Origin of the sequence: Pseudomonas sp. PvP089, assembly GCF_017875165.1 — a bacterium.
GTDB lineage: Bacteria > Pseudomonadota > Gammaproteobacteria > Pseudomonadales > Pseudomonadaceae > Aquipseudomonas > Aquipseudomonas fortuita.
Window position 1 is genome coordinate 3918415 of the sequence record NZ_JAGGME010000001.1, and the last position, 21764, is coordinate 3940178.

The following is a 21764-nucleotide window of genomic DNA, read 5'->3' on the forward strand; positions in this document are numbered from 1 at the left end:
TCGCAGGTTCCGGAGGCTTCATGAAAAACCCAACCACCCTGCAGGCTGAAGGCCAGGCCATGGGCCTGCCAATGGCACGCGACATCGACTGGCCATTGTTCCTGATCAGCGGCGGCTTCCTCGGCGCCTTCCTGCTGGCGGCGCTGATCGATATCGACAGCGTGTCGGCGCTGGTCAACACGCTGTTCGCCTGGTCGACCAGGTTCTTTGGCCTCTACTGGCAAGTGCTGATGCTGGCAACCTTCGCCGTCAGCCTGTTCATCGGCTTTTCCAGAAGCGGGCGCGTACGCCTGGGCGGCGTTACCCAACGCCCCGACATCAGCACCTTCAACTGGATCGCCGTCATCATGTGCGCCCTGCTGGCAGGTGGCGGCGCCTTCTGGGCCGCTGCCGAACCCTTGATGCACTTTGCCAGCCCGCCGCCCTTCTTCGCCGGCCTGCAGCCGCACAGCGAAGCTGCAGCGACCGCGGCACTGGCGCAATCGTTCGTGCACTGGGGCTTTCTGGCCTGGGCCGTGCTGGGCAGTCTGCTGGCGATCGTGCTGATGCACCTGCACTACGACAAAGGCCTGCCGCTGGCGCCGCGCACCCTGCTTTACCCGCTGTTCGGCGAGCGGGCGCTCAAAGGCCCGATCGGCACCCTGGCCGACGCCAGCTCGATCATCGCCGTGGTGGCCGGCACCATCGGCCCGATCGGCTTTCTCGGCCTGCAGATCAGCAGCGCCATGCATGCGGTGTGGGGCTTGCCTAACGATATCGTCACCCAGTCGCTGACCATTGTGCTGGTCACGGCCATGTACACCGTCTCGTGCCTGGTGGGCCTCAAAGGCATCCGCTTTGTCAGCGAGATCAACGTCTGGCTGATGATCGGCCTGGCGCTGTTCATGGTGGTGTTCGGGCCGACGCTGTTCATCCTCGGCGGTTTCCCGGCGGCCTTTGCCCTGCATGTGGAACACTTCCTGCCGATGGCAATGTTCCGCGCCGACCCCAAGTGGCTGGACTGGTGGACGGTGTTCTACTGGGGCTGGTTCATCGGCTACGCGCCTATGGTGGCACTGTACGTCGCGCGGATCTCGCGCGGCCGCACCATTCGCGAGATCATCATGACACTGTCGATCATCGCGCCGCTGGTGACCATGTTCTGGTTCACCGTGGTCGGCGGCACCGGTATCGGCCTGGAGCTGCAAACGCCAGGCATCGTCACCGCCCATGGCGCCCAGCCCGAAGACCTGCTGCTGGGGGTGACGCAGAACCTGCCACTGGGAGGCCTGATCAGCGCGTTGTTCCTGTTCCTGAGCTTCATCTCGGTGGCCACCAATGGCGACGCCATGGCCTTCACCGTGGCGCTGGCGATGTCCAGCAACGATAAACCCAAGAAATGGCTGTGCGGTTTCTGGGCCATCGGCATGGGCCTGGCGGCGGTGGTACTGATCACCATCGGCGCAGGCGGTGTGACGGCCCTGCAGTCCTTCATTGTCATTACCGCAGTGCCGGTGTCGCTGGTGATCCTGCCAGCGTTGTGGGATGCAGTGCGCATCGCCCGGCACATGGCCCGCGAACAAGGCGTCTGAACATGATCCATCCAGGTACAACAACAATGTCCGCCAACGTGCCTGCAATACCGGTGTTGCGCCCTGCCAGCCAGGTCATGGACCTGGCCCGGCTGGGCAGCCACTTCCAGAGCCCGCTGAGCTTCGTGCGCAGCAGCATGCGCCGGATGATGCAGCAGCACTGGCGCATCCAGCGCTGTTGCTTCGACCTTGACGGCCAAGGCTTCGGCACCGCGATCTACCGCATCGACACGCCGAATGGCCATTACCACTGCGTGATCTTCTCGGCCTACCTGCCGCCAGAAAAGCGCAGCGACCGGGTGATCGCCGACCAGTGGGACGTCACCTTCGTGCTGGTCAATGGCGATGTCGATGCGGCGCAACTGGCCGACCTGCAGCGCAACGTGCCGCTGCAGGAGGCTGGCCGCTTCGATGCCCGCGTGCTGGTGCTGTCACGGGCCAACCGTAGCTTGCGCAATTTCGACCGGTTTCTGACGGCGCTGGCGCAAGGCCGCCAGCCCGACCCACAGCAACTGGCTGAAGTCGGCTACCTGTATCGCACCACTGCGGTTTACGGCAACGGCAAGTTCGGCATCGCCGACTTTGGCTGCCTGCAAGACAACCCGGACTTCAACCAGCCGTTCAGCGCGCAGATGTTCACGGTCTACCTGTTGCGCCACTTCAGCATCGAGCAGATCAACCACATGGCCCAGGCACTCGACCCACAGCGGGCAGTGCAACTGGCGCCGGCCCTGCAACGCTACCTGGGGGTCGGCAACGCGACCGGGCTGGGCATGGCACCGTTCCTGATCAACCACCCGCAACTGGTGGAACGCTGGATCCACACGCGGGAAACGGCACTGGCCGTGGTGTTGGCGCAGGCGGCCGAACCTGACCAGCTGGCGCGCCTGCAGGGCTTGCTGGCGCGGGCCCGCGTGCACGTGATCCAGACTCAGACCGAAGACCAGCGCCAGCAGGAGCAAAACCGGCAAACCGTGACCGAGCTTGCGTTGGTGGCCACCTGGCTAGACGCGCAAGCCGCCGGCGAGGGCCTTTGGCCGCGTTTGCAGGCCTGGGCGCAGGCGCACACCGGGGTGGGCTGCCAGGAGCTGCTGGCAAGCTTGCTGCTGGAGCTGTACCCGGCGCAGGTCACGCCCCTGGCCGAGCACATGGGTGTCAACGAAAGCTGGCAGCTGGATGCCCAGATGCCCCTTGAGCAACTGCGCCAGCTGATAGAGCAGCAGTACGGCTGGGCGCTGGGCTACGACTTCGGTGCGGTGGATGCCGAGCACTTCTTCTGGTACCGCTCGGCCGAAAAAGAGGAGCCGCGCCTGGGCATGCGCGCCGAGGAACCGGGGGCCGACAAAGAAATGCAGCTGGGCATTGCCCGCAATCTCCAGCAGTGCCATGCCGCGCTGCTGCAACACCTGCTGCTAGAGCCTCAGGCATTGACCGCGCACTTCCTGATCGCGCAACCGGCGTTCAAAGGCACAGTGCGCCGCCTGCAAGGCATGGCACAGACTGCCTACGGTGAAATCCGCGCCAACCTGTTGGCCCGGGACATGCTGCCGATTCACCTGTTGCGCTGCAAACTGGCGTTTTTCGGCGCGGGCAAGTTCGACCCCAAGTCCAGCCGCTGGGTACGTATTACCCTGTTCCAAGGCGCACCGTTGGTGAGTGACATCGGCCAGCCGTTCGCAGACGACTGGAATTTTGCGGTCATGCCGCAAGGGGAGCTTTGACCATGCGCGTATCGCTGAACGAAATACAGGTGATGTGCCGCAAGGCATTCGAAGGCATGGGCTTTGCCGCTGGCGACTGCGAGGATGCCGCCGAGCTGGTGGGCTGGCTGCAACTGCAGGGTCTGGATGGCGTCGGTGCGCTGGAAAAAGCCCTGCTCTACCTGCAAGCCGAAGCTGCCCAGCCGTACACCCTGTGCCATGAGGATAGCGCCCTGCTGGTAATCGACGCCAAAGGCCAGAGCGTGCTGCGCTGCGCTGCGACAGTGGTGGAGCTGGCGGCAGCCAAGGCCATGCGCTGTGGTCAGGCCGAACTGCGCATCCGGCACTGCCACAACCGCTTGCTGCTGCTGGGGTACCTGAGCCGGGCAGCGGTGCTGGGGCTGCACGTGCAAGCCCGCTGGGAAGACGCCCGTCAGTGCCACATGGCCGACTTTACCGCCGGCGTCCAGCGCCCGGACCTGCGCAGCGAAGGCCGGCCCGGCGCCATGGATGCGGCCGAGCAAAGCGTCACGGTGCTGTTCAGCCGGCCTGGCCAGACCGCACCGGCGTGCGCCCCTGCGCAGAGCACCTTGCAGCAAGGCTTTACAGTCAACGAACACACCTGGCAACGGCTCAAGCAGCTGGCCGAAAACATCCTCGTCGAAAGCACCGATACCTCGCGCCGCCATGGCGCAGGCGGCGGCAGCGATGCTGACTGAAGCGGTTCAACACTCAGGAAACCACCCCATGAAAACTGCAATCAAGACCGAGCTGTTCGCCTCCAGAGCCCCTCTGGAATGGGCAGTGGTGGGCAATGGCACGCTCTACACCGCCCAGATACCCATCGATGCACAGGGGCAAGTCGTGGAAGGCGGCATCGAGGCGCAGGCCCGCCAGACACTGGACAACCTGCGCCATACCCTGGAAGCCGCCGGTAGCTCGCTGGATGCCGTGACCCAGGTGCTGATCTACGTGACCGACCGTAAATACCTGGCTACCGTCAACAGCCTGTATACCGACTATTTCCAGGCCCCCTACCCTAACCGCGCGGCGATCGTGGTGGCAGGGTTGGCCCGCGAAGAAATGCTGGTGGAACTGGTGGTTTACGCCTGCCTTTGACGGCGTTGAGATTTTCAGCGTCTGTACGATCGAGCGCCGCGCGGGCGGCGCTCGATATACGCATCACATAAACCCCAAGACATGCATCCGGAACTCTTCCTTTTTTCCCCGCCAGGCACCGGCCCGTGCCCCATCTTGGTTCAAAACCCTCTCCCTGATCAAAACCGCCCTTTTTTGATGCATCGGCCAGAGCCCCCCGACAGCGCCGGTCCGCAATGCCCCTCGCATTTCCCGCATTCCCGGCACTGCCAAGCGTTTTCGGCACTGTCATTGCAAAGGCTGTTTGTGCGCAAGGCACAGGCAATCAAACGCAACAGAGGCTCACACGAGACACAGCGCCCATCAACCAGCAAGGCCACACCCAGAAGACCGCTAGAGAAACGCAATGAGCTGCCGGCGACGGCGGCAAGGAGTGGGTATGTCCCGGGCTTTTTTCAATGAAATGTACGAAGCGAACGGCAGTTGCCGCCCGCATTACCAGGAGTTCGCCCGCTGGCTGGCCAACACCCCGCTGGAGCTGCTGGAACAGCGCCGGCGCGAGGCCGACCTGCTGTTTCACCGTGCAGGTATCACCTTCACTTTGTACGGCGATAGCCAGGACACCGAGCGCCTGATCCCCTTCGATATCATCCCGCGCAGCATCCGCGCCAGCGAGTGGCGCACGGTCGAGCGTGGCTGTATCCAGCGAGTGCAGGCCCTTAACCTGTTCCTGCAGGACATCTACCACGACCAGCGCATCCTCAAGGCCGGCATCATCCCGCCTGAGCAGGTACTGGCCAACGAGGGCTACCAGATCGCCATGCAGGGCCTGGACCTGCACCGTGGGCTGTATGCCCATATCGCCGGTGTCGACCTGGTGCGTGACGGCGATGGCAGCTACTTCGTGCTGGAAGACAACCTGCGGACCCCCAGCGGCGTCAGCTACATGCTCGAAGACCGCAAGATGATGATGCGCCTGTTCCCCGAACTGTTTGCCGCCCAGCGTATCGCGCCCATCGACCACTACCCCAACCTGCTGCTGGACACGCTCAAGAGCGCCAGCCCGCTGGACAACCCCACTGCCGTGCTGCTCACCCCCGGCCGTTTCAACAGCGCCTACTTCGAGCATGCGTTCCTGGCCCGGGAAATGGGCATCGAGCTGGTCGAAGGTGCAGACCTGTTCGTGCGTGACGAGCATGTCTACATGCGCACCACGGCCGGCCCCCAGCAGGTGGACGTGATCTACCGCCGGCTGGACGACGACTACCTCGACCCGCTGTCCTTCAACCCTGACTCGACGCTGGGCGTACCGGGCCTTATCTCGGTTTACCGCGCCGGCAATGTGGTGCTGGCCAACGCCGTCGGCACGGGCGTGGCCGACGACAAGTCGATCTACCCGTATGTGGACGACATGATCCGTTTCTACCTGAGCGAAGAGCCGATCCTCAACAACGTGCCGACCTGGCAGTGCCGCAAACCCGCAGACCTGTCCCATGTGCTGGCCCACCTGCCCGAGCTGGTGGTCAAGGAAACCCAGGGCTCCGGCGGCTATGGCATGTTGGTGGGGCCAGCATCGACCAGCGCCCAGATCGAGGATTTCCGCGCGCGGATCAAAGCCCGCCCGCACGCCTATATCGCGCAACCCACCTTGTGCCTGTCGACCTGCCCCACCTTCGTCGACAGCGGCATCGCGCCGCGCCACATCGACCTGCGCCCGTTCGTGCTGTCGGGCAGCGAAACCCGCCTGGTGCCCGGCGGGCTGACCCGCGTGGCCTTGCAGGAAGGCTCGCTGGTGGTCAACTCGTCGCAGGGCGGCGGCACCAAGGACACCTGGGTGGTGGAGGACTGAACCATGCTTTCGCGAACCGCTTCCGACCTGTACTGGATGTCCCGCTACCTGGAACGTGCAGAAAACCTCGCGCGCATGCTTGAGGTCAGTTATTCGCTGTCACTGATGCCCCAGGCCGGGCGTAGCGACGGCCATGCCGAGCTGGCGATGTCGCTGCTGGCTTCTGGCACGCTGGACGACTACATCCGCCGCCACACCGAGCTCGACACCGAGCGCATGCTGCACTTCTTCGCCCTGGATGCGACCAACCCCAGCAGCATCTATTGCTGCCTGCAGGCCGCCAGGACCAACGCCCATGCGGTGCGTGGCCGGATCACCGCCGACATGTGGGAGAACATCAACGCCACCTGGATCGAAATGCGCAACATCGCCAGCAATGGGCTTGGCCGCTACGGCATCAGCCAGTTCTGCGACTGGGTCAAGGAACGCTCGCACCTGTTCCGCGGCGCGACATCCGGCACCATCATGCGCAACGACGCCTACAGCTTCATTCGCCTGGGCACCTTCCTGGAGCGCGCGGACAACACCCTGCGCCTGCTCGATGCGCGCTACGAAATGTTCGGCGAGGCCTCCGAAGAGGTCAGCGACAGCTCCGCCCGCGGCTACTACCAGTGGAGCGCCTTGCTGCGCGCGCTGACCTCGTACGAAGCCTTCAACGAGCTTTACCGCGCCGCGCCCAGTGCCCGGCCGGTGTCCGAGCTGCTGTTGCTGAGGGTGGACGTGCCGCGTTCACTGCATGCCTGCATCGAGGAGCTGGACCTGATCCTGGCCGGCCTGCCGGGCAGCAGCGGCCGCGCCGCCCAACGCATGGCCGCCGAGCTGAACGCGCGCCTGCGCTACACCGCCATCGACGAAATACTCGACGCAGGCCTCCACCCTTGGCTGAGCGACTTCATCGGCCGCATCAACCAGTTGGGCCAGGCCGTCCATCACTCCTACCTGGAGGTCGTATGAAACTGTCCATCCGCCACGACACCACCTACAGCTACGCCAGCGATGTGAGCAACAGCATTCAGTTTCTGCGCCTGACCCCGCGTAGCAGTGAACGCCAGCGCATCAATGATTGGCAACTGGACCTGCCTTGCAAGGTCAGGAGCCAGATCGACCCCTATGGCAACATCCTGCATGTACTGACCCTGGACAAACCCCATGGCCACCTGGCGCTGACTGCCCGCGGCCAGGTCGAGATCGACCCGGACTGCGAACACGAAGCCGAACAGCAGTCCCCCCTGCCCTTCCTGCGCGGCAGCCACCTGACCCAGGCCGATGGCGCGCTCATCGCATTTGCCGCCAGGCAATGCGGCAGCCACCGCGACCGGGCAGCGCTGATCGGGCTGATGCAAGGCCTGGCCGAGCACATGCCCTACAGCCCTGGGGCGACTTCGGTGGGCACCACGGCCATCGAAGCATTCAGCGGTGGCGCCGGTGTGTGCCAGGATCACACCCACGCCTTCCTGGCCTGCGCCCGCAGCCTTGGGGTACCGGCACGCTATGTGTCTGGTTACCTGTGCACCGAGGACGAACAGCACCTGGCCAGCCATGCCTGGGCCGAAGCCTGGGTTGACCAGGCCTGGTACAGCTTCGACATCACCAACCGCCTGACACGCCCAGAACGTCACCTGAAACTGGCAGTGGGCCTGGACTACCTGGACGCCTGCCCGGTCAGGGGCGTACGCCGCGGCGGTGGCGCCGAAGCGATGCAGGCCAGCGTCCACGTGCACCGCCAGTGACGGGTTTGCTGCAGGCCGATCTTGCCGCGCGTTTGCGGCAAGATCACCCCACACGCAACACAAGGGAAACCCCATGACTTACTGTGTCGCCATGCACCTGGAGGACGGGCTTGTCTTCATCAGCGACTCACGCACCAATGCCGGCATCGACCAGATCTCCACCTTTGCCAAATTGTTCATCTTCAGCGTACCGGGCGAGCGGCTGATCGTGCTGCAGACCGCCGGCAACCTCGCAACCTCGCAATCGGTGGTGAACCTGCTGCGCCAGCGCACCCAAGGCAGCGGCCCCCACCTGCAGAACGTTGCCACGCTGTACGATGCAACGGTGCTGGTTGCCGACACCCTGCGTGAAGTGGTCAGCCGAGACCGCAGCAAGCTGACGGCCGACATCGACCTGAGCAGCTCATTCATTGTCGGCGGCCAGATAGCCGGTGGGCCCATGGCCATCTACAACGTCTACGCGCAAGGCAACTTCTTCCAGGCCACGCCGGATACGCCGTTCCTGCAGCTGGGTGAAAGCAAGTACGGCAGGCCAATACTGGACCGTAACCTGGATTACCGCACGCCGCTTGATGAAGCGCTGCGCTGCGGCCTGATTTCGTTCGACTCCACCATCCGCAGCAACCTGTCGGTGGGCATGCCGCTGGACTTGCTGGTGTACCGCACTAACAGCCTGGAAAGCATGACGCCCAAGCGCATTACCAGCGACGATGCCTATTACCAGCAGATTCGCAGGCAGTGGAGTGACGGTCTGAAAAACCTGCTGGCCGAACTGCCAGCGCCGCCTTATGGCTGAATGAGCAAACTGTTCAGATCCTCTGGTGCCTGTACCGGCCTCTTCGCGGGCTCGCCCGCCCCCACAGGATCATCACAATCTTGAATATTTGCACAGTACCTGTGGGAGCGGGCAAGCCCGCGAAGAGGCCATTACAGGCAACACGTCAGTGAAGCCAATGTGCAATATTCGAGACGCTGTGGGTTATCCTGCCCCCCTCACCCCTGTCACGAGGCTGTCATGTCGTCCGCTGCCACACCGGTGCAAACCCACCGTGCCGACCAAGACTCCCGCAATGCCGCCCAGGTGCTCAGCCTGTGCCTGCCCAGTGACGTTCTGCTCTACCTGCTGCTGCCGATGTACGCAGCCGATTTCGGCGTGACCCTGGCCGAGGCTGGCATTCTGCTGGCGGCCAACCGCCTGGTGCGCATCATCGGCTACGGCTGGGTTGTGCGCTTCTACGCTCGCCATGGTGACCGCGCGGCGTGCAGCCTTGCCGCCTTCGCCGCCGCCGTGTGTGCATTGGGCAATGCGGTGCTGACCGGTTTCGCCGCGCTGCTGGTGCTGCGCCTGGTCTGGGGCCTGTGCTTTGCCACCTTCAACCTCAGCACCCAGACCCTCGCCACCGCTGAAGCACAAGGCGCGGCGCGGCGCGCCGGGCGTTCACGGGCGAGCATTTCCATCGGGCCAATGCTGGCCTTGCCGCTAGGCGCGCTGATGGCTCAGGCCTATGGCCCGCGCAGTGTGTTCTTTGTGCTCTGCATCAGTGCCCTGTTCGGGCTGTGGCGTGCGCGTGCCCTGCCCAGCACCGGCCACCCGGTTGCCAGCCGGGGTGGCCGACGCCTGCGCCTGCCAGACAGCATTGCCACCTGGTCCTTCATCGAAGGGGTGACCCTGGACGGCCTGTTCATTTTTGGCCTTTCGCTGTACGCACAAACCCACCTGGGTGAGTCCGGCGTGCTGGCAGCGGGTGTGCTGATGGCGGTGCGCTACCTGAGCGAAATGCTCTTCAGCCCCTTCGGTGGGCGCCTGGCCGACCGCTTCGGGCCGCTGCGCATGCTGGTAGTGCTGTCACTGGCCACGTCGATGGCGCTGCTGCTGTTTGGCAGCCACTGGCTGTTTATCGGCGCCTTCTTCGTACTGGTGCTGCGTGCCCTGCAACTGCCGCTGGTGATGACACTGGTCGCCCTGCGCAACCCGCAACAACGCATCCAGGCCTTGGCCGGCAATGCCATATGGCGCGACATCGGCGCCGGGCTCGGGCCGATGCTTGCGGGGGTATTGCTGCCCCAGGTACCGGCGATCTGGGCCTATGCCGGGGCGGCACTGGCGGTTGCGGTGGCAGCGTTGAATTGTGGCTTGTCGGCACGGCATTGAGTGCCGGCGCCATGCATGACATGGGCTCACCTATGGGGTGAGGAGTGATCGTTTGAGTCGATCAAATCGCTGAAATCTAATGGGTGCAAACCAACAAGAAGCTCGCACGGAAGCGATCAGCGATAGAGATAACCACACGATGACTCCAACGTGCTCATTACTCGTCCTGGGCACTGCGATACTCCTGATCGTGGTCATGATCAGCAAGCTTAAAGTACACCCCTTTCTGGCCTTGATGGCCGCCAGCCTGGTAGTGGGTGTCGGCACCGGCATGGCACCCACGGCAATCGTGGCCGCCTTCGAGAAAGGCATGGGCAGCACGCTGGGTTTTCTTGCCGGCATCATCGGCCTGGGCAGTATCCTCGGCAAATTGCTGGAGGAATCCGGAGGCGCCAGGCGCATCGCCACCACGCTATTGAACAGGCTGGGTGAACGCAATGCTTCATGGGCAATGATGCTCGTCGGCTTCATCGCCGGCATCCCGGTGTTCTTCGAGGTCGGCTTTGTCCTGCTGATTCCGTTGATCTACGTGGTCGCACGGCAAACCCGCATCAGCATGCTGTACCTCGGCGTGCCGCTGGCCACCTCGCTGATGGTGGTGCACTGCATTCTCCCGCCACACCCGGCCGCCACGGCCATCACCGGCATGCTCAATGCGGATATCGGTACTGTCATCCTGTACGGCCTGATCGTTGGCCTTCCAACCGCTATCATCGCGGGCCCGGTGTGGGTTCGCTTTACCTGTAGACGCGAAGCCAGCGACTCCCAGCAGGCCTTTTTGTCTGCACGCACGGTGACCCCAGCAGAAGAACAGGCAATGCCCGCGTTCGGCATCACACTCACCACCGTACTGCTGCCGCTGGTGTTGATGGTGGGCAAAACATTGGCCGTCACGGTCCTGGACAAGGGCGCTGCACTGTACGAGTGGGTGGCCTTTTTGGGCAGCCCACTGATTGCCCTGACGTTGTCAGTGGTGTTTGCCTACTGGGCCCTGGGCTTGCGTCGCGGCCTTGATATGGCAGACCTGCTGAGCCTGACCCAGCGCTGTTTCCCTCCCCTGGCCGGCATTCTGCTGATCATCGGTGCAGGCGGTGCCTTCAATGACATGCTCGTGGGCAGCGGCATCGGCAAGGCACTGGCCGATGTGCTCAACCAGACGCAGCTCAACCCGATCATCCTCGCCTGGTTGATCGCCGGGATCATGCACTTTGCCGTTGGCTCGGCCACCGTCGCGATGATCAGCGCGGCCGGCATGGTCATGCCGATCCTTGGCCAGCACCCGGAATACAACCGGGAAATCCTGGTGATCGCCATCGGTGCCGGCGCCATAGGCTGGACCCACATCACCGACTCGGCGTTCTGGGTGGTGAAGGAATACCTGGGCCTTTCCCTGAGTGATGCATTGAAAAAATTCACTGCCGCGACAGTGCTGGCCTCGGTAGTCGCCTTGTGCCTGACCCTGCTCCTTTCAAAGATTGTCTGATCTACTCTGCACATACCGCACTACAGGTGAAATCATGATTCACGGAAAAACCCTGGAAGCCTGGCAACAAAGCCACCCGATCATCGCCGAGCTGGTTGCCCTGAAACAAACCAGCTGGTTCAACCCTGGCATCGCCAAGGCAGCAGAAGCCCTGCACGATGTGGGCCTTACAGCGGCCGACGTGCAAGCCACCAGCGCGCGGCTGCAACGGTTCGCGCCTTACCTGGCCACCGTGTTCCCCGAGACGGCAGCGGCCGGCGGGGTCATCGAGTCGCACATTACCCCGCTGCCACAGCTGCGCCAGCTGCTTGTCGAGGAAGGATCGCTGCAGAACGCAGGCAGCCTGTGGCTCAAGGCGGACAGCGACTTGCCGATCTCCGGTTCGATCAAAGCCCGGGGCGGCATCCATGAAGTGCTCAAGCACGCCGAGGACCTGGCCCTGGCTGCCGGCCTGATCACGCCAGCGGATGACTACACGAAACTGGCAAGCGACCAGGCCCGCGCATTCTTCAGCCAGTACAAGATCGCCGTAGGGTCGACCGGCAACCTGGGGCTATCGATTGGCATCATGAGCGCCAAACTGGGCTTCCAGGTGAGCGTGCACATGTCGTCTGACGCCAGGCAATGGAAAAAGGACAAGCTGCGTGCCAACGGCGTCACGGTGGTCGAACACGCCTGCGACTACAGCGTGGCGGTCGAGCAAGGCCGCCAGCAGGCGGCATCAGACCCCAGCTGTTACTTTGTCGACGACGAAAACTCCCCGCAGCTGTTTCTCGGCTATGCCGTGGCCGCCGAACGGTTGGCGCGGCAATTCGAGCAGGCGGGTATCCAGGTGAACGCAGATCACCCGTTGTTCGTGTACCTGCCGTGCGGCGTAGGGGGCGGCCCAGGCGGTGTCGCATTCGGCCTGAAGCTGGTGTTCGGCGATGCGGTGCACTGCGTCTTTGCCGAACCCACCCACTCCCCTTGCATGCTGCTGGGGGTGTACACCGGCCTGCATGATGAAACCAGCGTGCAGGACTTCGGCATCGACAACATCACCGCCGCCGACGGCCTGGCGGTCGGACGCCCATCAGGGTTTGTCGGCAAGGCCATGCAGCGGCTTATCGATGGTTACTACACCGTGACTGACGAAGCCCTGTACCGCTTGATGGTAATTGCCCATGAGCAGGACAAGGTCAAACTCGAACCCTCTGCCCTGGCAGGCGTACCCGGTATGCTACGGGTGCTGCAAGCAGGCGAGTACCTGGCTCGCCAGGGCTTCACGCCAGCCCAGCTGCAGCAGGCTACCCACCTCGTCTGGGGAACGGGTGGCAGCATGGTGCCGGAGGAGGAATTCAACGCTTATCTGGCGAAAGGGCGCAGCACGCAGGCTAGCCTGTAACCGCAATCAGTAAACTGCGCAGGAAGGATTGAACAATGAAAAAGCCCGGCGGCGGCGCCGTGAAACTCAATGGCTCGCACCTGGGCAGCCTGCATGTCTTTCTGGTGGCCGCACGGCACTTGAGCTTCTCACGCGCCGCCGATGAGCTATGCCTGACGGCCAGTGCCGTCAGCCATCGCATCAATCGCCTGGAAGATGAGCTGGCGCTCAAGCTGTTCCACCGCATGCCGCGCAAGGTCCGCCTTAGCGAAGACGGCGAGCGCCTGTTCGCGGTCATGCAGCGGACCATGGATGAGCTCAGCGAGGCCGTGCAGGAACGCGCTCACGCCGAGATCGCCGGCCAGCTGACGTTTTACGTTCGCCCCTCAGTAGCACAGTGCTGGCTGGTGCCGCGGCTGGCGCAGTTCACCGCCCGCTACTCTGATATTCAGCTGGATATCAGGGTGGGCAACGAGAGCATCGATTACCGCACACGCAAGATCGACCTGGTCCTGTGTTATTCGGATGGCCATCATCCCGGCCTGCAGAGCATTCACTTGATGAACGAGCGGATCGCCCCGGTGTGCTCCCCCCGTTACGCAGAAACCCATGCATTGAACGGCGACCTGCAACCGCTGGATCACTGCACCACCCTGCATGACGTAGCAGCCTGGGACAACGCTGCATTCGATGCAGAATGGCAACTCTGGGCGGACACCACAGGCGCTGGCGTCAGCCTTGCGCGCCGGTTCCTCACATTCGATCGCTCCGACCTCTGCACGCTCGCCGCCCTGAATCACGTAGGCATCGCCATCGGCCGGGAACAACTGGTCAAGGATCGCATTGCACGAGGTGAGCTGGTCTTGCCGTTCGGGGGGTTCGTCGACACCCCCCACTATGGCTATTACCTGGTCTACCCGCATCATGACCCGATGCCCAGACGCCTGCAGGTATTGATCGACTGGCTGGTGAAAGAGGCATGCACTGAACTTTAGGCGTGGCCCTGTCGCAATAAAAGGCCGCTCCCGCAAAGCACCAAGCAGGCCTGTGCCATGCCGCATGGGTTTACCCCAGCAACTGGCTCAATACCGCGCGCAATTTCCCAGGCTTGACCGGTTTGTTCAAAAGCGGCGCGCCCAGTTTCTGCAAGCCCCGCCGGCATTGATCGCTGCGGTCGGCGGTGATGATCACCGCAGGTATGGCGGTGGCAAAATACTCACGCAAATACCTGACCACCTCGCAACCCACCACGCCATGGTCCAGGTGGTAGTCGGCCAGGATCAGTTCCGGGGCCTGCCCCTGCAAGGCCAGCAAGGCACCGGCCTGGTCGGTCGCGGTCACCACTTCGCAGCCCCACTGCCCAAGCAGCGCGCCCATGCTCTCGAGGATGCTCACTTCGTTGTCCAGTACCAACAGGCGGCGGCCCGGTAACGGGTTGCCGACGCTTGGCAGCGGCACAGCCTGGTGAGCGGCCAGCGGCACCTCTTTACCCAGCGGGACCTCGATGCTGAACACCGAGCCACGCCCCGGCCACGAACGTACCTCAATCCGGTAGCCGAGAATCTTGGCAATCCGCTCGACGATGGCCAACCCCAGCCCCACGCCCTTGCGATCCGCTGCGCGGCCGACGTCCAGTTGGTTGAACTCAAGGAAGATCGCCTGTAACCGGTCTTCGGCAATACCCCGCCCGGTATCCCACACTTCCAGCCGCAAATGGCCACCCCGGCGCCTTGCCCCCAGCAAGATCCGGCCTTCGTCGGTGTAGCGGCAGGCGTTACTGAGGAAGTTGCGCAGGATACGTGTCATCAGCCGCAGGTCAGTGCTGATGGCGCAGTCCGGGATGCGCGCATGCAGCTTGAGGCCTTGCGCATCGGCCACCGAGCGGAACTCCGAGACCAGGGGTGCGAACAACTCGTCGAGGCGGTACACGGCCACGTCCGGCTTCACCGCTGCCTGGTCGAGCCGGGAAATGTCCAGCAGGTCGGTCAGCAAGTCTTCGGCGCCCTCAAGAGCCTGGTGGGTACGCTCCACCAGCACATGCTCGGCCTCTGGCAATGGCCGCTCGCGCAACGTGGAGATCAGCAGGCGAGCGGCGTTCAGCGGTTGCAGCAGGTCATGGCTGGCGGCAGCGAGGTATTTGTCCTTGCTGCGGTTGGCAGCTTCTGCAGCATCGCGGGCCTCCAGCAATTCATCGGTACGCGCAGCAACCCGTTGCTCCAGCTCGTCATTGAGCTGTTGCAGGCGTTGCTGCGCCAGCTTGCGTTCGGTGATGTCGGCGACAAAACCCTCCACCAGGCCCTCCTGCCCAGGCTTGAGCAGCAGGTTCATCAGCACATCAAGGTGGCTGCCGTCCTTGCGCCGCAAGCGTGTTTCGTAACCGTGCAGGCTGCGCTCACGGGCGAGAACCGCAGTAATCGCCTGCAACTCTTCGGCACCGCCGTCAAACAGGTTGGCGGCCAGGTCGGTCAGGGAAAACAGCACCGCTTGCGGGTCGTCGTAACCGAGCATACGCGCCAGCGCCGGGTTGGCGGCACGCATACCGTCCTGCAGGCTGGCCTGGAAAATCCCGTGCACGGCGTTTTCGAACAGCCATTTGTAACGGTTGCGTTCGGCTTCCAGTTCGTCAAGGCGGGCCGCCAGCTCCGGGTAATGGCTTTTGCGTGCCGAATGGTCACCCAGCCCCAACAGCCCGGCCAGCGCGCGCTGCTGTTCTTCAGAGGGCCTCGCCATAAACCACCTCGACATCACGCTGGCTCGACGCACGGGGGTTGGTCAGGATGCACGGGTCGCCCATCGCATGTTGCGACAGGAACGGAATGTCCGCAGTGCGCACGCCGTGCAGCCCCAGGGTTTCATGGAAACCGATGGCGTGTTTCAGCGCAATCAGGTGCTCCACCAGGCGCCCGCAGATCTGCCGGTGGTTAAGGCCGCGGCAATCAATGCCGAATACCTCGGCAATCACTTTGAAGCGCTCCGGCGCCGAGCTGTAGTTGAACGCCACCACGTGCTCCACCAGCACCGCGTTGCACAAGCCATGAGGCAAGTCGAGGAAGCCGCCCAGGCTGTGGGACATGGCGTGAACCGCACCCAGAATCGCGTTGGAAAACGCCAGCCCCGCCTGCATGCTGCCCAGCATGATCTTCTCGCGCAGGCCGATATCGGCCGGGTTGGCGATCATCTCTACCAGGTTGCCATTGATCAGGCGCATGGCTTCCAGCGCGTGGGGGTCGGTCAGCGGGCCGTGGCCGGTGGAAACAAAGGCTTCGATGGCATGCACCAGCGCATCGATACCGGTGCAGGCCGACAGGAACGGGTCCATGCTCAGGGTGGTTTGCGGGTCAATCAGTGAGACGTCCGGCACCACCGCCTTGCTGACGATGGAGAACTTCATGCGCTCCTGCTGGTTGGAGATGATCACGAACTGCGACACATCCGCCGAGGTGCCGGCCGTGGTCGGGATCAGGATCAGCGGCGGGCTGGGCACGCGAATCATGTCCACGCCTTCGAATTCGAGGATGCTGCGCCCGTGGGCAACCACGATGCCGATGGCCTTGCCGCAATCCATCGGGCTGCCGCCGCCGACGGCGACGATCACGTCACAGTGGTTCTGCCGGTAGATCTCGGCGCCGAGCATCACCTCTTCGACCCGCGGGTTGGGCGACACGGCGGTATACAGGCAGTAATCAATGCCCTGGGCCTGCAAGCTGGCCTCCACGTCCGCCACCCAGCCGGCGGCGATAACGCCCGGGTCACTGACCACCAGCACCTTGCGGGCACCGAAGGTTTTCGCGTAATTGGCGACGTTATGCCGGCAGCCGGCACCAAAGATGATTTCAGGCGATACGAACTTGCGAAGCGGGCTGAAACTCTGGCTCATTGGCAAGCCTGTTCTTATTGTTCTGGAAGGTAACCGCCAGCGTAAAGCATCCCGCAGCGAAAGCAACCAGACCAATGAGCAGCACTGGCTCAGCCACGGGCAGTCAGAGGAACCGGCCACCGTAGTGGCCGGGTGGCACATCAGCGATTGGCGAAGTACATCGTCACTTCAAAGCCGATGCGCAGGTCGGTAAAGGCGGGTTTATTCCACATGGGCAGTCCTCTTGTTGTGCCGGGGGAGTCCGGTAGATGCATTAATGCACGGGGGGCGCCAGGGCCGAATGCTACTTTGGAAGGAGCTTGCGGGGTGCGTTGGTAGGGGAGTTTGTCTCCTGTGCCGGCCTCTTCGCGGGCATGCCCGCGAAGAGGCCGCGACGCGGTCTAGAAAAAGCCCAGCGGGTTGATGTCGTAGCTTACCAACAGGTTCTTGGTCTGCTGGTAGTGATCGAGCATCATCTTGTGGGTTTCACGGCCCACGCCAGACTTCTTGTAGCCGCCAAACGCTGCATGCGCCGGGTACAGGTGGTAGCAGTTGGTCCACACGCGGCCGGCCTTGATGCCGCGCCCCATGCGGTAGGCGCGGTTGATGTCGCGGGTCCACAGGCCGGCGCCCAGGCCAAACTCGGTGTCGTTGGCAATTGCCAGCGCTTCGGCTTCGTCCTTGAAGGTGGTCACGCCCACCACCGGGCCGAAGATTTCTTCCTGGAACACACGCATCTTGTTGTTGCCTTTGAGCAGGGTCGGCTGGATGTAGTAACCGCTGCCCAGGTCGCCCTGCAGCTGCTCGGCACCGCCGCCGGCGAGCAGCTGCGCGCCTTCCTCCTTGGCAATCTGCAGATAGGACAGAATCTTGTCGTATTGCTGCTCCGAGGCCTGGGCACCCACCATGGTTTCGGTGTCCAGCGGGTTGCCCCGCGTTATCTTGGCGATCTTCTTCATCACCTCGGCCATGAATGGCTGGTAGATCGATTCCTGGATCAGCGCCCGGGACGGGCAGGTGCACACTTCGCCCTGGTTGAAGAACGCCAGCACCAGGCCCTCGGCGGCCTTCTCGATGAACGCGGGCTCGGCCTGCATGATGTCTTCGAAGAAGATGTTCGGCGACTTGCCGCCCAGTTCGACGGTGGACGGGATGATGTTCTCGGCCGCGCACTTCATGATGTGCGACCCCACAGGCGTAGAGCCGGTAAAGGCGATCTTGGCGATGCGCTTGCTGGTGGCCAGCGCTTCGCCGGCCTCACGGCCGAAGCCCTGGACGATGTTCAACACGCCCGCCGGCAGCAGGTCGGCGACCAGCTCGGCAAAAATGGTGATCGACAGAGGCGTCTGCTCGGCCGGCTTGAGCACCACACAGTTGCCGGCGGCCAGGGCCGGGGCAAGCTTCCAGGCAGCCATCAGCAGCGGGAAGTTCCAGGGGATGATCTGCCCGACCACGCCCAGCGGCTCATGGATGTGATAAGCCACGGTGCCCTCGTTGATTTCGGCCGCGCCGCCCTCCTGGGCTCGGATGCAACCGGCAAAATAGCGGAAGTGGTCCGCTGCCAGCGGCACGTCGGCATTGAGCGTTTCGCGCACCGCCTTGCCGTTGTCCCAGCTTTCGGTGACGGCCAGCACTTCCAGGTTCTGTTCGATACGGTCGGCAATCTTCAGCAGCACCAGGGCGCGGTCTTGCACCGAGGTCTTGCCCCAGGCTTCGGCGGCTGCGTGCGCGGCGTCCAGGGCGCGGTCGACGTCCTGGGCAGTGGAACGCGGGAACTCGGCAATCGGCTGGCCATTGACCGGCGAGCTGTTGGTGAAGTACTGGCCAGCCAACGGCTGCACGAACTCGCCATTGATGAAGTTGCCATAACGTGGCTTGAAGGACACGACGGCGCCTGGGGTTCCGGGTTGTGCGTAGATCATGCTGAGCCTCTGCGGGTCGATGCCTGTCCCACGACAGGCGATGGACCGATGGTAAAAAGCCCCGCGTGCCAGGCGAATGCATCGTTGGCAGCGGGGCTCTCGTCATTTGGTAGTAGGGCCGCTTGCCTCAGGCCACTGCTCTACGGCTTGGCGCTTGCCGTTTGCTGCAGCTGCCTGGGCAGCTTGAAGGTCCAGAGCATGCCGCCTTGGTTGAAGTCCTTGACCCGCTTGGCCACTTCGCCCCCCCACAGCGGTACCGCGCCCCCCCAGCCAGAGACCACCGACACGTATTGCTCGCCGTCCATTTCCCAGGTCACGGGCGAACCGAGCACGCCGGAGCCCGTCTGGAATTCCCAGACCTTGTCGCCGGTCTTGGCGTTGAAGGCCTGCAGGAAGCCCTCCGGCGTGCCGGTGAACACCAGGTTGCCCTTGGTGGTCAGCACCCCGCCCCACAGCGGCGCGTAGTTCTTGTGCCGCCACACTTCCTTGCCACTGATCGGGTCGATGGCACGCAGTACGCCGATATAGTCTTCGTTGAGCGGCTTGATGGTGAAGCCGGCGCCGAGGAACGCTGCGCCTTTCTTGTAGGCAATGCCTTCGTTCCAGATGTCCATGCCCCACTCGTTGGAAGGCACGTAGAACAGCCCGGTGTCCTTGTTGTAGGCCATCGGCATCCAGTTCTTGGCGCCAAGGAAGGCCGGGGCGACGAACACCGAACTGCCCTTGGCTTCGCTGCCGGGTGCGCCTGGGCGGCTGGCGTCGTTGTAGATCGGCCGGCCGTCCTTGTCCAGGCCGGTGGCCCAGGTGATCTTGTCGACGAAGGGGAAGCCGCGAATGAACTTGCCGTTGGTGCGGTCCAGCACGTAGAAGAAACCGTTGCGGTCGGCCGTGGCGGCAGCCTTGACCTCCTTGCCGCCGTCCTTGTAGTTGAACGAAATCAGTTCGTTGACGCCGTCGAAGTCCCAGCCGTCATGCGGCGTGCTCTGGAAGTGCCACTTGATGGTGCCGTCGTCAGGGTTCAGCGCCAGGCGCGACGAGGAATACAGGTTGTCACCGGGGCGCAGGTGCGAGTTCCACGGTGCCGGGTTGCCGGTGCCGAACAGGATCAGGTTGGTTTCCGGGTCGTAGTAACCGCCCAGCCAGGGCGCAGCGCCGCCGGTTTTCCACAAATCGCCGGGCCAGGTCTTGCCCGCCTCGCCGCCGGAAATACCGTTTTCGATTGCCTTGCCGTCCTTGTACACATAGCCCATGTGCCCTTCGACGGTGGGGCGCATCCACAGCAGCTCGCCGTTCTCGGGGTTGTAGGCCTGGATCTTGCCCACCACGCCGAACTCGCCACCGGCAACGCCGGTGATCAGCTTGCCGTTGACGATCATGGGCGCGGCGCTGATGGAATAGCCTTCCTTGTGGTCGGCCACCTTCTTGCTCCACACCACCTTGCCGGTGTCCTTGTTCAGGGCGACCAGTTTGGCGTCCAGGGTGCCGAAGAACACCAGGTCACCGTACAGCGCCACGCCGCGGTTGATCACGTCGCAGCAAGGGCGGATGTCATCCGGCAGCCGTGCATCGTATTGCCACAGTTTTTTGCCAGTGCGGGCATCCACGGCGAACACCCGCGAGTAGGAACCGGTCAGGTACATCACCCCGTCCTTGATCAGCGGCTGTGCCTGCTGGCCGCGCTGCTTCTCACCGCCGAAGGAGAATGCCCAGACCGGCCGCAGCTCCTTGACGTTGTTGGCATTGAGCATGTCCAGCGGGCTGTAGCGCTGGCCCTGGACGCCCAGGCCATTGGTCACGATCTGCTGCGGGTTCTTCGGGTCCTGGAGGATTTCTTCATTGCTGACAGCGGCGTGAGCCGCGCCGGCAAGCAGCATGGCGCTGAGCACCAGGCTCACGGCAAACAAGGGGCGACGCGGGGATCGGGTCATGACGGCTACCTTTGGTTTTTTTGTTGTGCCCGGGAAAATTTCCCGGTGTGCCGGGAATTCTTGGTCCCGACCCGGTTGCCAACAATTACCCGCAGTGCGGAGTTTTCTAGTTCCTTGGTACGGGGCCGCATCCCCTCGACTTGCGCTCCTGCAGGGGAATGCGTCAGGGGTTGGCGTCGACGCGCTGCAGTTGTTGGCGTTCGTAGCGGGGATACAGATGGCTGACACTGCGGATCAGCTCATAACGGGTCAGGTTGATCCCGGCAAAGCGTTCGGGGATGGGGCTGCGGATCATCTCGGCCATGTCGTCGCCACGCGCCGCGCCGTCGCGCATCAACCCATCCAGCCAGCCCAGGTAATCACGCATCTGTGCAAACGGCCGGGCATCGCTGGCCAGCGGCCCGTGGCCGGGCACAAGCTGCTTCCAGGGCAAGGCTTGCAGGGTGTCCAAGTCCTTTTGCCACACCTGAAGCCCCGGGCTGTTGGGGGTGGTCAGGGCACGCTCGTAGAACACCAGATCGCCCGCGAACAGCACGCCGGTCTTCTCATCCAGAATGGCCAGGTCGGCGCCGGTATGCCCGCTCAACTCCAGCAACCGCAGGCGGTGCCCGCCCACCTCGTGGATACCAGGCTGCAGCACCCGGGTCGGCAGCACCACTTCGGTGCCGCGCATCCAGTCGCCGACCAGCCGGTACATGTTCTCGGCCATGGCCTCGCCCTGCTGACGCAGCAAGTCGCCGGTACCGGCCAAAGCGCCGACAGGTACATCGGCAAACGCCTGGTTACCCAGTACATGGTCAGGGTGATGATGAGTCAGCAGCACTTCAAGCACCGGCTTGTCGGTGGTGGCTGCAATGGCCTGACGCAATGCTTCGCCGTAGCGTTTGGACGGCCCGCTGTCGATCACCACCACGCCGCTGTCGGTGACGATGAACGCGGTATTGACGATATTGCCGCCATTGGCCTTGGCGAAGTTGTCGGTGCTGCCCTCCAGCAGCCAGGTGCCCTCGGCGATCTGCCGAGGCGTGAGACGGTAGTCCAGGTCTGCCCAGGCCGGTAGCCCCAGGCATAGCAGCAACAGCATCATCCAACGCATGAAGGGTGCCTCTGGT

At 63.4% G+C, this 21764-nt stretch carries 18 protein-coding genes; 12 read left to right on the forward strand and 6 right to left on the reverse strand.

Annotated features, from left to right (window positions below):
- Positions 1–20: 20 nt before the first annotated feature.
- From J3A71_RS17980 to dsdC, 12 genes are all read left to right on the forward strand, one after another.
- On the forward strand, positions 21–1571 hold the full coding sequence (locus J3A71_RS17980; RefSeq protein WP_016486202.1) for a BCCT family transporter: 1551 nt from the start codon (positions 21–23) through the stop codon (positions 1569–1571).
- Between the two features lie 26 nt (positions 1572–1597).
- On the forward strand, positions 1598–3292 hold the full coding sequence (locus tag J3A71_RS17985; protein ID WP_095114913.1) for a hypothetical protein: 1695 nt from the start codon (positions 1598–1600) through the stop codon (positions 3290–3292).
- 2 nt (positions 3293–3294) lie between these two features.
- A complete protein-coding gene (locus tag J3A71_RS17990) occupies positions 3295–3990 on the forward strand; it encodes a DUF3726 domain-containing protein (protein ID WP_095114912.1) in 696 nt (231 codons plus the stop codon).
- Positions 3991–4018: 28 nt separating this feature from the next.
- Positions 4019–4390 carry a RidA family protein gene (locus J3A71_RS17995; protein ID WP_016486199.1) on the forward strand — a complete coding sequence of 124 codons (372 nt, stop codon included), beginning with the start codon at positions 4019–4021 and terminating at the stop codon, positions 4388–4390.
- A 418-nt stretch (positions 4391–4808) separates the two neighbouring features.
- On the forward strand, positions 4809–6218 hold the full coding sequence (locus J3A71_RS18000) for a circularly permuted type 2 ATP-grasp protein (RefSeq protein WP_016486198.1): 1410 nt from the start codon (positions 4809–4811) through the stop codon (positions 6216–6218).
- A 3-nt stretch (positions 6219–6221) separates the two neighbouring features.
- The gene (locus J3A71_RS18005; protein ID WP_016486197.1) at positions 6222–7172 is read left to right on the forward strand and encodes an alpha-E domain-containing protein; all 951 of its coding nucleotides are present in this window, start codon (positions 6222–6224) and stop codon (positions 7170–7172) included.
- Entirely contained in the window at positions 7169–7948 is a 780-nt protein-coding gene (locus J3A71_RS18010; protein ID WP_023049127.1) for a transglutaminase family protein, read from the forward strand. The genes J3A71_RS18005 and J3A71_RS18010 overlap by 4 nt, the downstream gene beginning before the upstream one ends.
- Positions 7949–8021: 73 nt before the next feature.
- Positions 8022–8744, forward strand: coding sequence for a peptidase (locus J3A71_RS18015; protein ID WP_016486195.1), 723 nt, complete (start codon positions 8022–8024; stop codon positions 8742–8744).
- Between the two features lie 219 nt (positions 8745–8963).
- Entirely contained in the window at positions 8964–10100 is a 1137-nt protein-coding gene (locus J3A71_RS18020; RefSeq protein ID WP_070086342.1) for an MFS transporter, read from the forward strand.
- A 139-nt stretch (positions 10101–10239) separates the two neighbouring features.
- Entirely contained in the window at positions 10240–11583 is a 1344-nt protein-coding gene (locus tag J3A71_RS18025; protein WP_209953079.1) for a gluconate:H+ symporter, read from the forward strand.
- Between the two features lie 34 nt (positions 11584–11617).
- The gene (locus tag J3A71_RS18030) at positions 11618–12967 is read left to right on the forward strand and encodes a D-serine ammonia-lyase (RefSeq protein WP_060516754.1); all 1350 of its coding nucleotides are present in this window, start codon (positions 11618–11620) and stop codon (positions 12965–12967) included.
- Positions 12968–13002: 35 nt separating this feature from the next.
- Positions 13003–13941, forward strand: a complete 939-nt coding sequence (gene dsdC / locus J3A71_RS18035; RefSeq protein ID WP_096425954.1) for a DNA-binding transcriptional regulator DsdC — start codon at positions 13003–13005, stop codon at positions 13939–13941.
- A gap of 70 nt (positions 13942–14011) precedes the next feature.
- On the opposite strand, the gene J3A71_RS18040 is transcribed toward dsdC, so the two are convergent.
- The 6 genes from J3A71_RS18040 to J3A71_RS18065 form a co-directional block, all read right to left on the reverse strand.
- Positions 14012–15676, reverse strand: a complete 1665-nt coding sequence (locus J3A71_RS18040) for a NahK/ErcS family hybrid sensor histidine kinase/response regulator (RefSeq protein ID WP_096425953.1) — start codon at positions 15674–15676, stop codon at positions 14012–14014.
- Positions 15660–16823, reverse strand: a complete 1164-nt coding sequence (gene ercA / locus J3A71_RS18045; RefSeq protein WP_016486189.1) for an alcohol dehydrogenase-like regulatory protein ErcA — start codon at positions 16821–16823, stop codon at positions 15660–15662. Before ercA ends, J3A71_RS18040 begins: the two co-directional genes overlap by 17 nt.
- Before the next feature lie 140 nt (positions 16824–16963).
- Entirely contained in the window at positions 16964–17035 is a 72-nt protein-coding gene (pqqA, locus tag J3A71_RS18050; RefSeq protein ID WP_010455123.1) for a pyrroloquinoline quinone precursor peptide PqqA, read from the reverse strand.
- A 168-nt stretch (positions 17036–17203) separates the two neighbouring features.
- Positions 17204–18724: an aldehyde dehydrogenase family protein gene (locus J3A71_RS18055; RefSeq protein WP_096425952.1), complete on the reverse strand. Its 1521-nt coding sequence runs from the start codon at positions 18722–18724 to the stop codon at positions 17204–17206.
- Positions 18725–18864: 140 nt separating this feature from the next.
- Complete coding sequence (gene pedH, locus J3A71_RS18060) at positions 18865–20652, reverse strand: PQQ-dependent alcohol dehydrogenase PedH (RefSeq protein ID WP_016486187.1); 1788 nt, start codon at positions 20650–20652, stop codon at positions 18865–18867.
- 163 nt (positions 20653–20815) lie between these two features.
- On the reverse strand, positions 20816–21748 hold the full coding sequence (locus J3A71_RS18065; RefSeq protein WP_016486186.1) for a quinoprotein relay system zinc metallohydrolase 1: 933 nt from the start codon (positions 21746–21748) through the stop codon (positions 20816–20818).
- Between the last annotated feature and the right edge of the window lie 16 nt (positions 21749–21764).

Excerpts from the sequence above, each read along its gene's own strand:
- J3A71_RS18055 (WP_096425952.1), bottom strand. The coding sequence starts at position 18,724 with ATGATCTACGCACAACCCGGAACCCCAGGCGCCGTCGTGTCCTTCAAG.
- J3A71_RS18015 (WP_016486195.1), top strand. The coding sequence starts at position 8,022 with ATGACTTACTGTGTCGCCATGCACCTGGAGGACGGGCTTGTCTTCATC.
- J3A71_RS18040 (WP_096425953.1), bottom strand. The coding sequence starts at position 15,676 with ATGGCGAGGCCCTCTGAAGAACAGCAGCGCGCGCTGGCCGGGCTGTTG.
- ercA (WP_016486189.1), bottom strand. The coding sequence starts at position 16,823 with ATGAGCCAGAGTTTCAGCCCGCTTCGCAAGTTCGTATCGCCTGAAATC.
- J3A71_RS18000 (WP_016486198.1), top strand. The coding sequence starts at position 4,809 with ATGTCCCGGGCTTTTTTCAATGAAATGTACGAAGCGAACGGCAGTTGC.
- J3A71_RS17985 (WP_095114913.1), top strand. The coding sequence starts at position 1,598 with ATGTCCGCCAACGTGCCTGCAATACCGGTGTTGCGCCCTGCCAGCCAG.
- J3A71_RS18010 (WP_023049127.1), top strand. The coding sequence starts at position 7,169 with ATGAAACTGTCCATCCGCCACGACACCACCTACAGCTACGCCAGCGAT.
- J3A71_RS17990 (WP_095114912.1), top strand. The coding sequence starts at position 3,295 with ATGCGCGTATCGCTGAACGAAATACAGGTGATGTGCCGCAAGGCATTC.
- J3A71_RS17995 (WP_016486199.1), top strand. The coding sequence starts at position 4,019 with ATGAAAACTGCAATCAAGACCGAGCTGTTCGCCTCCAGAGCCCCTCTG.
- J3A71_RS18020 (WP_070086342.1), top strand. The coding sequence starts at position 8,964 with ATGTCGTCCGCTGCCACACCGGTGCAAACCCACCGTGCCGACCAAGAC.
- pedH (WP_016486187.1), bottom strand. The coding sequence starts at position 20,652 with ATGACCCGATCCCCGCGTCGCCCCTTGTTTGCCGTGAGCCTGGTGCTC.
- dsdC (WP_096425954.1), top strand. The coding sequence starts at position 13,003 with ATGAAAAAGCCCGGCGGCGGCGCCGTGAAACTCAATGGCTCGCACCTG.
- J3A71_RS18025 (WP_209953079.1), top strand. The coding sequence starts at position 10,240 with ATGACTCCAACGTGCTCATTACTCGTCCTGGGCACTGCGATACTCCTG.
- J3A71_RS18065 (WP_016486186.1), bottom strand. The coding sequence starts at position 21,748 with ATGCGTTGGATGATGCTGTTGCTGCTATGCCTGGGGCTACCGGCCTGG.
- J3A71_RS18030 (WP_060516754.1), top strand. The coding sequence starts at position 11,618 with ATGATTCACGGAAAAACCCTGGAAGCCTGGCAACAAAGCCACCCGATC.
- J3A71_RS17980 (WP_016486202.1), top strand. The coding sequence starts at position 21 with ATGAAAAACCCAACCACCCTGCAGGCTGAAGGCCAGGCCATGGGCCTG.
- J3A71_RS18005 (WP_016486197.1), top strand. The coding sequence starts at position 6,222 with ATGCTTTCGCGAACCGCTTCCGACCTGTACTGGATGTCCCGCTACCTG.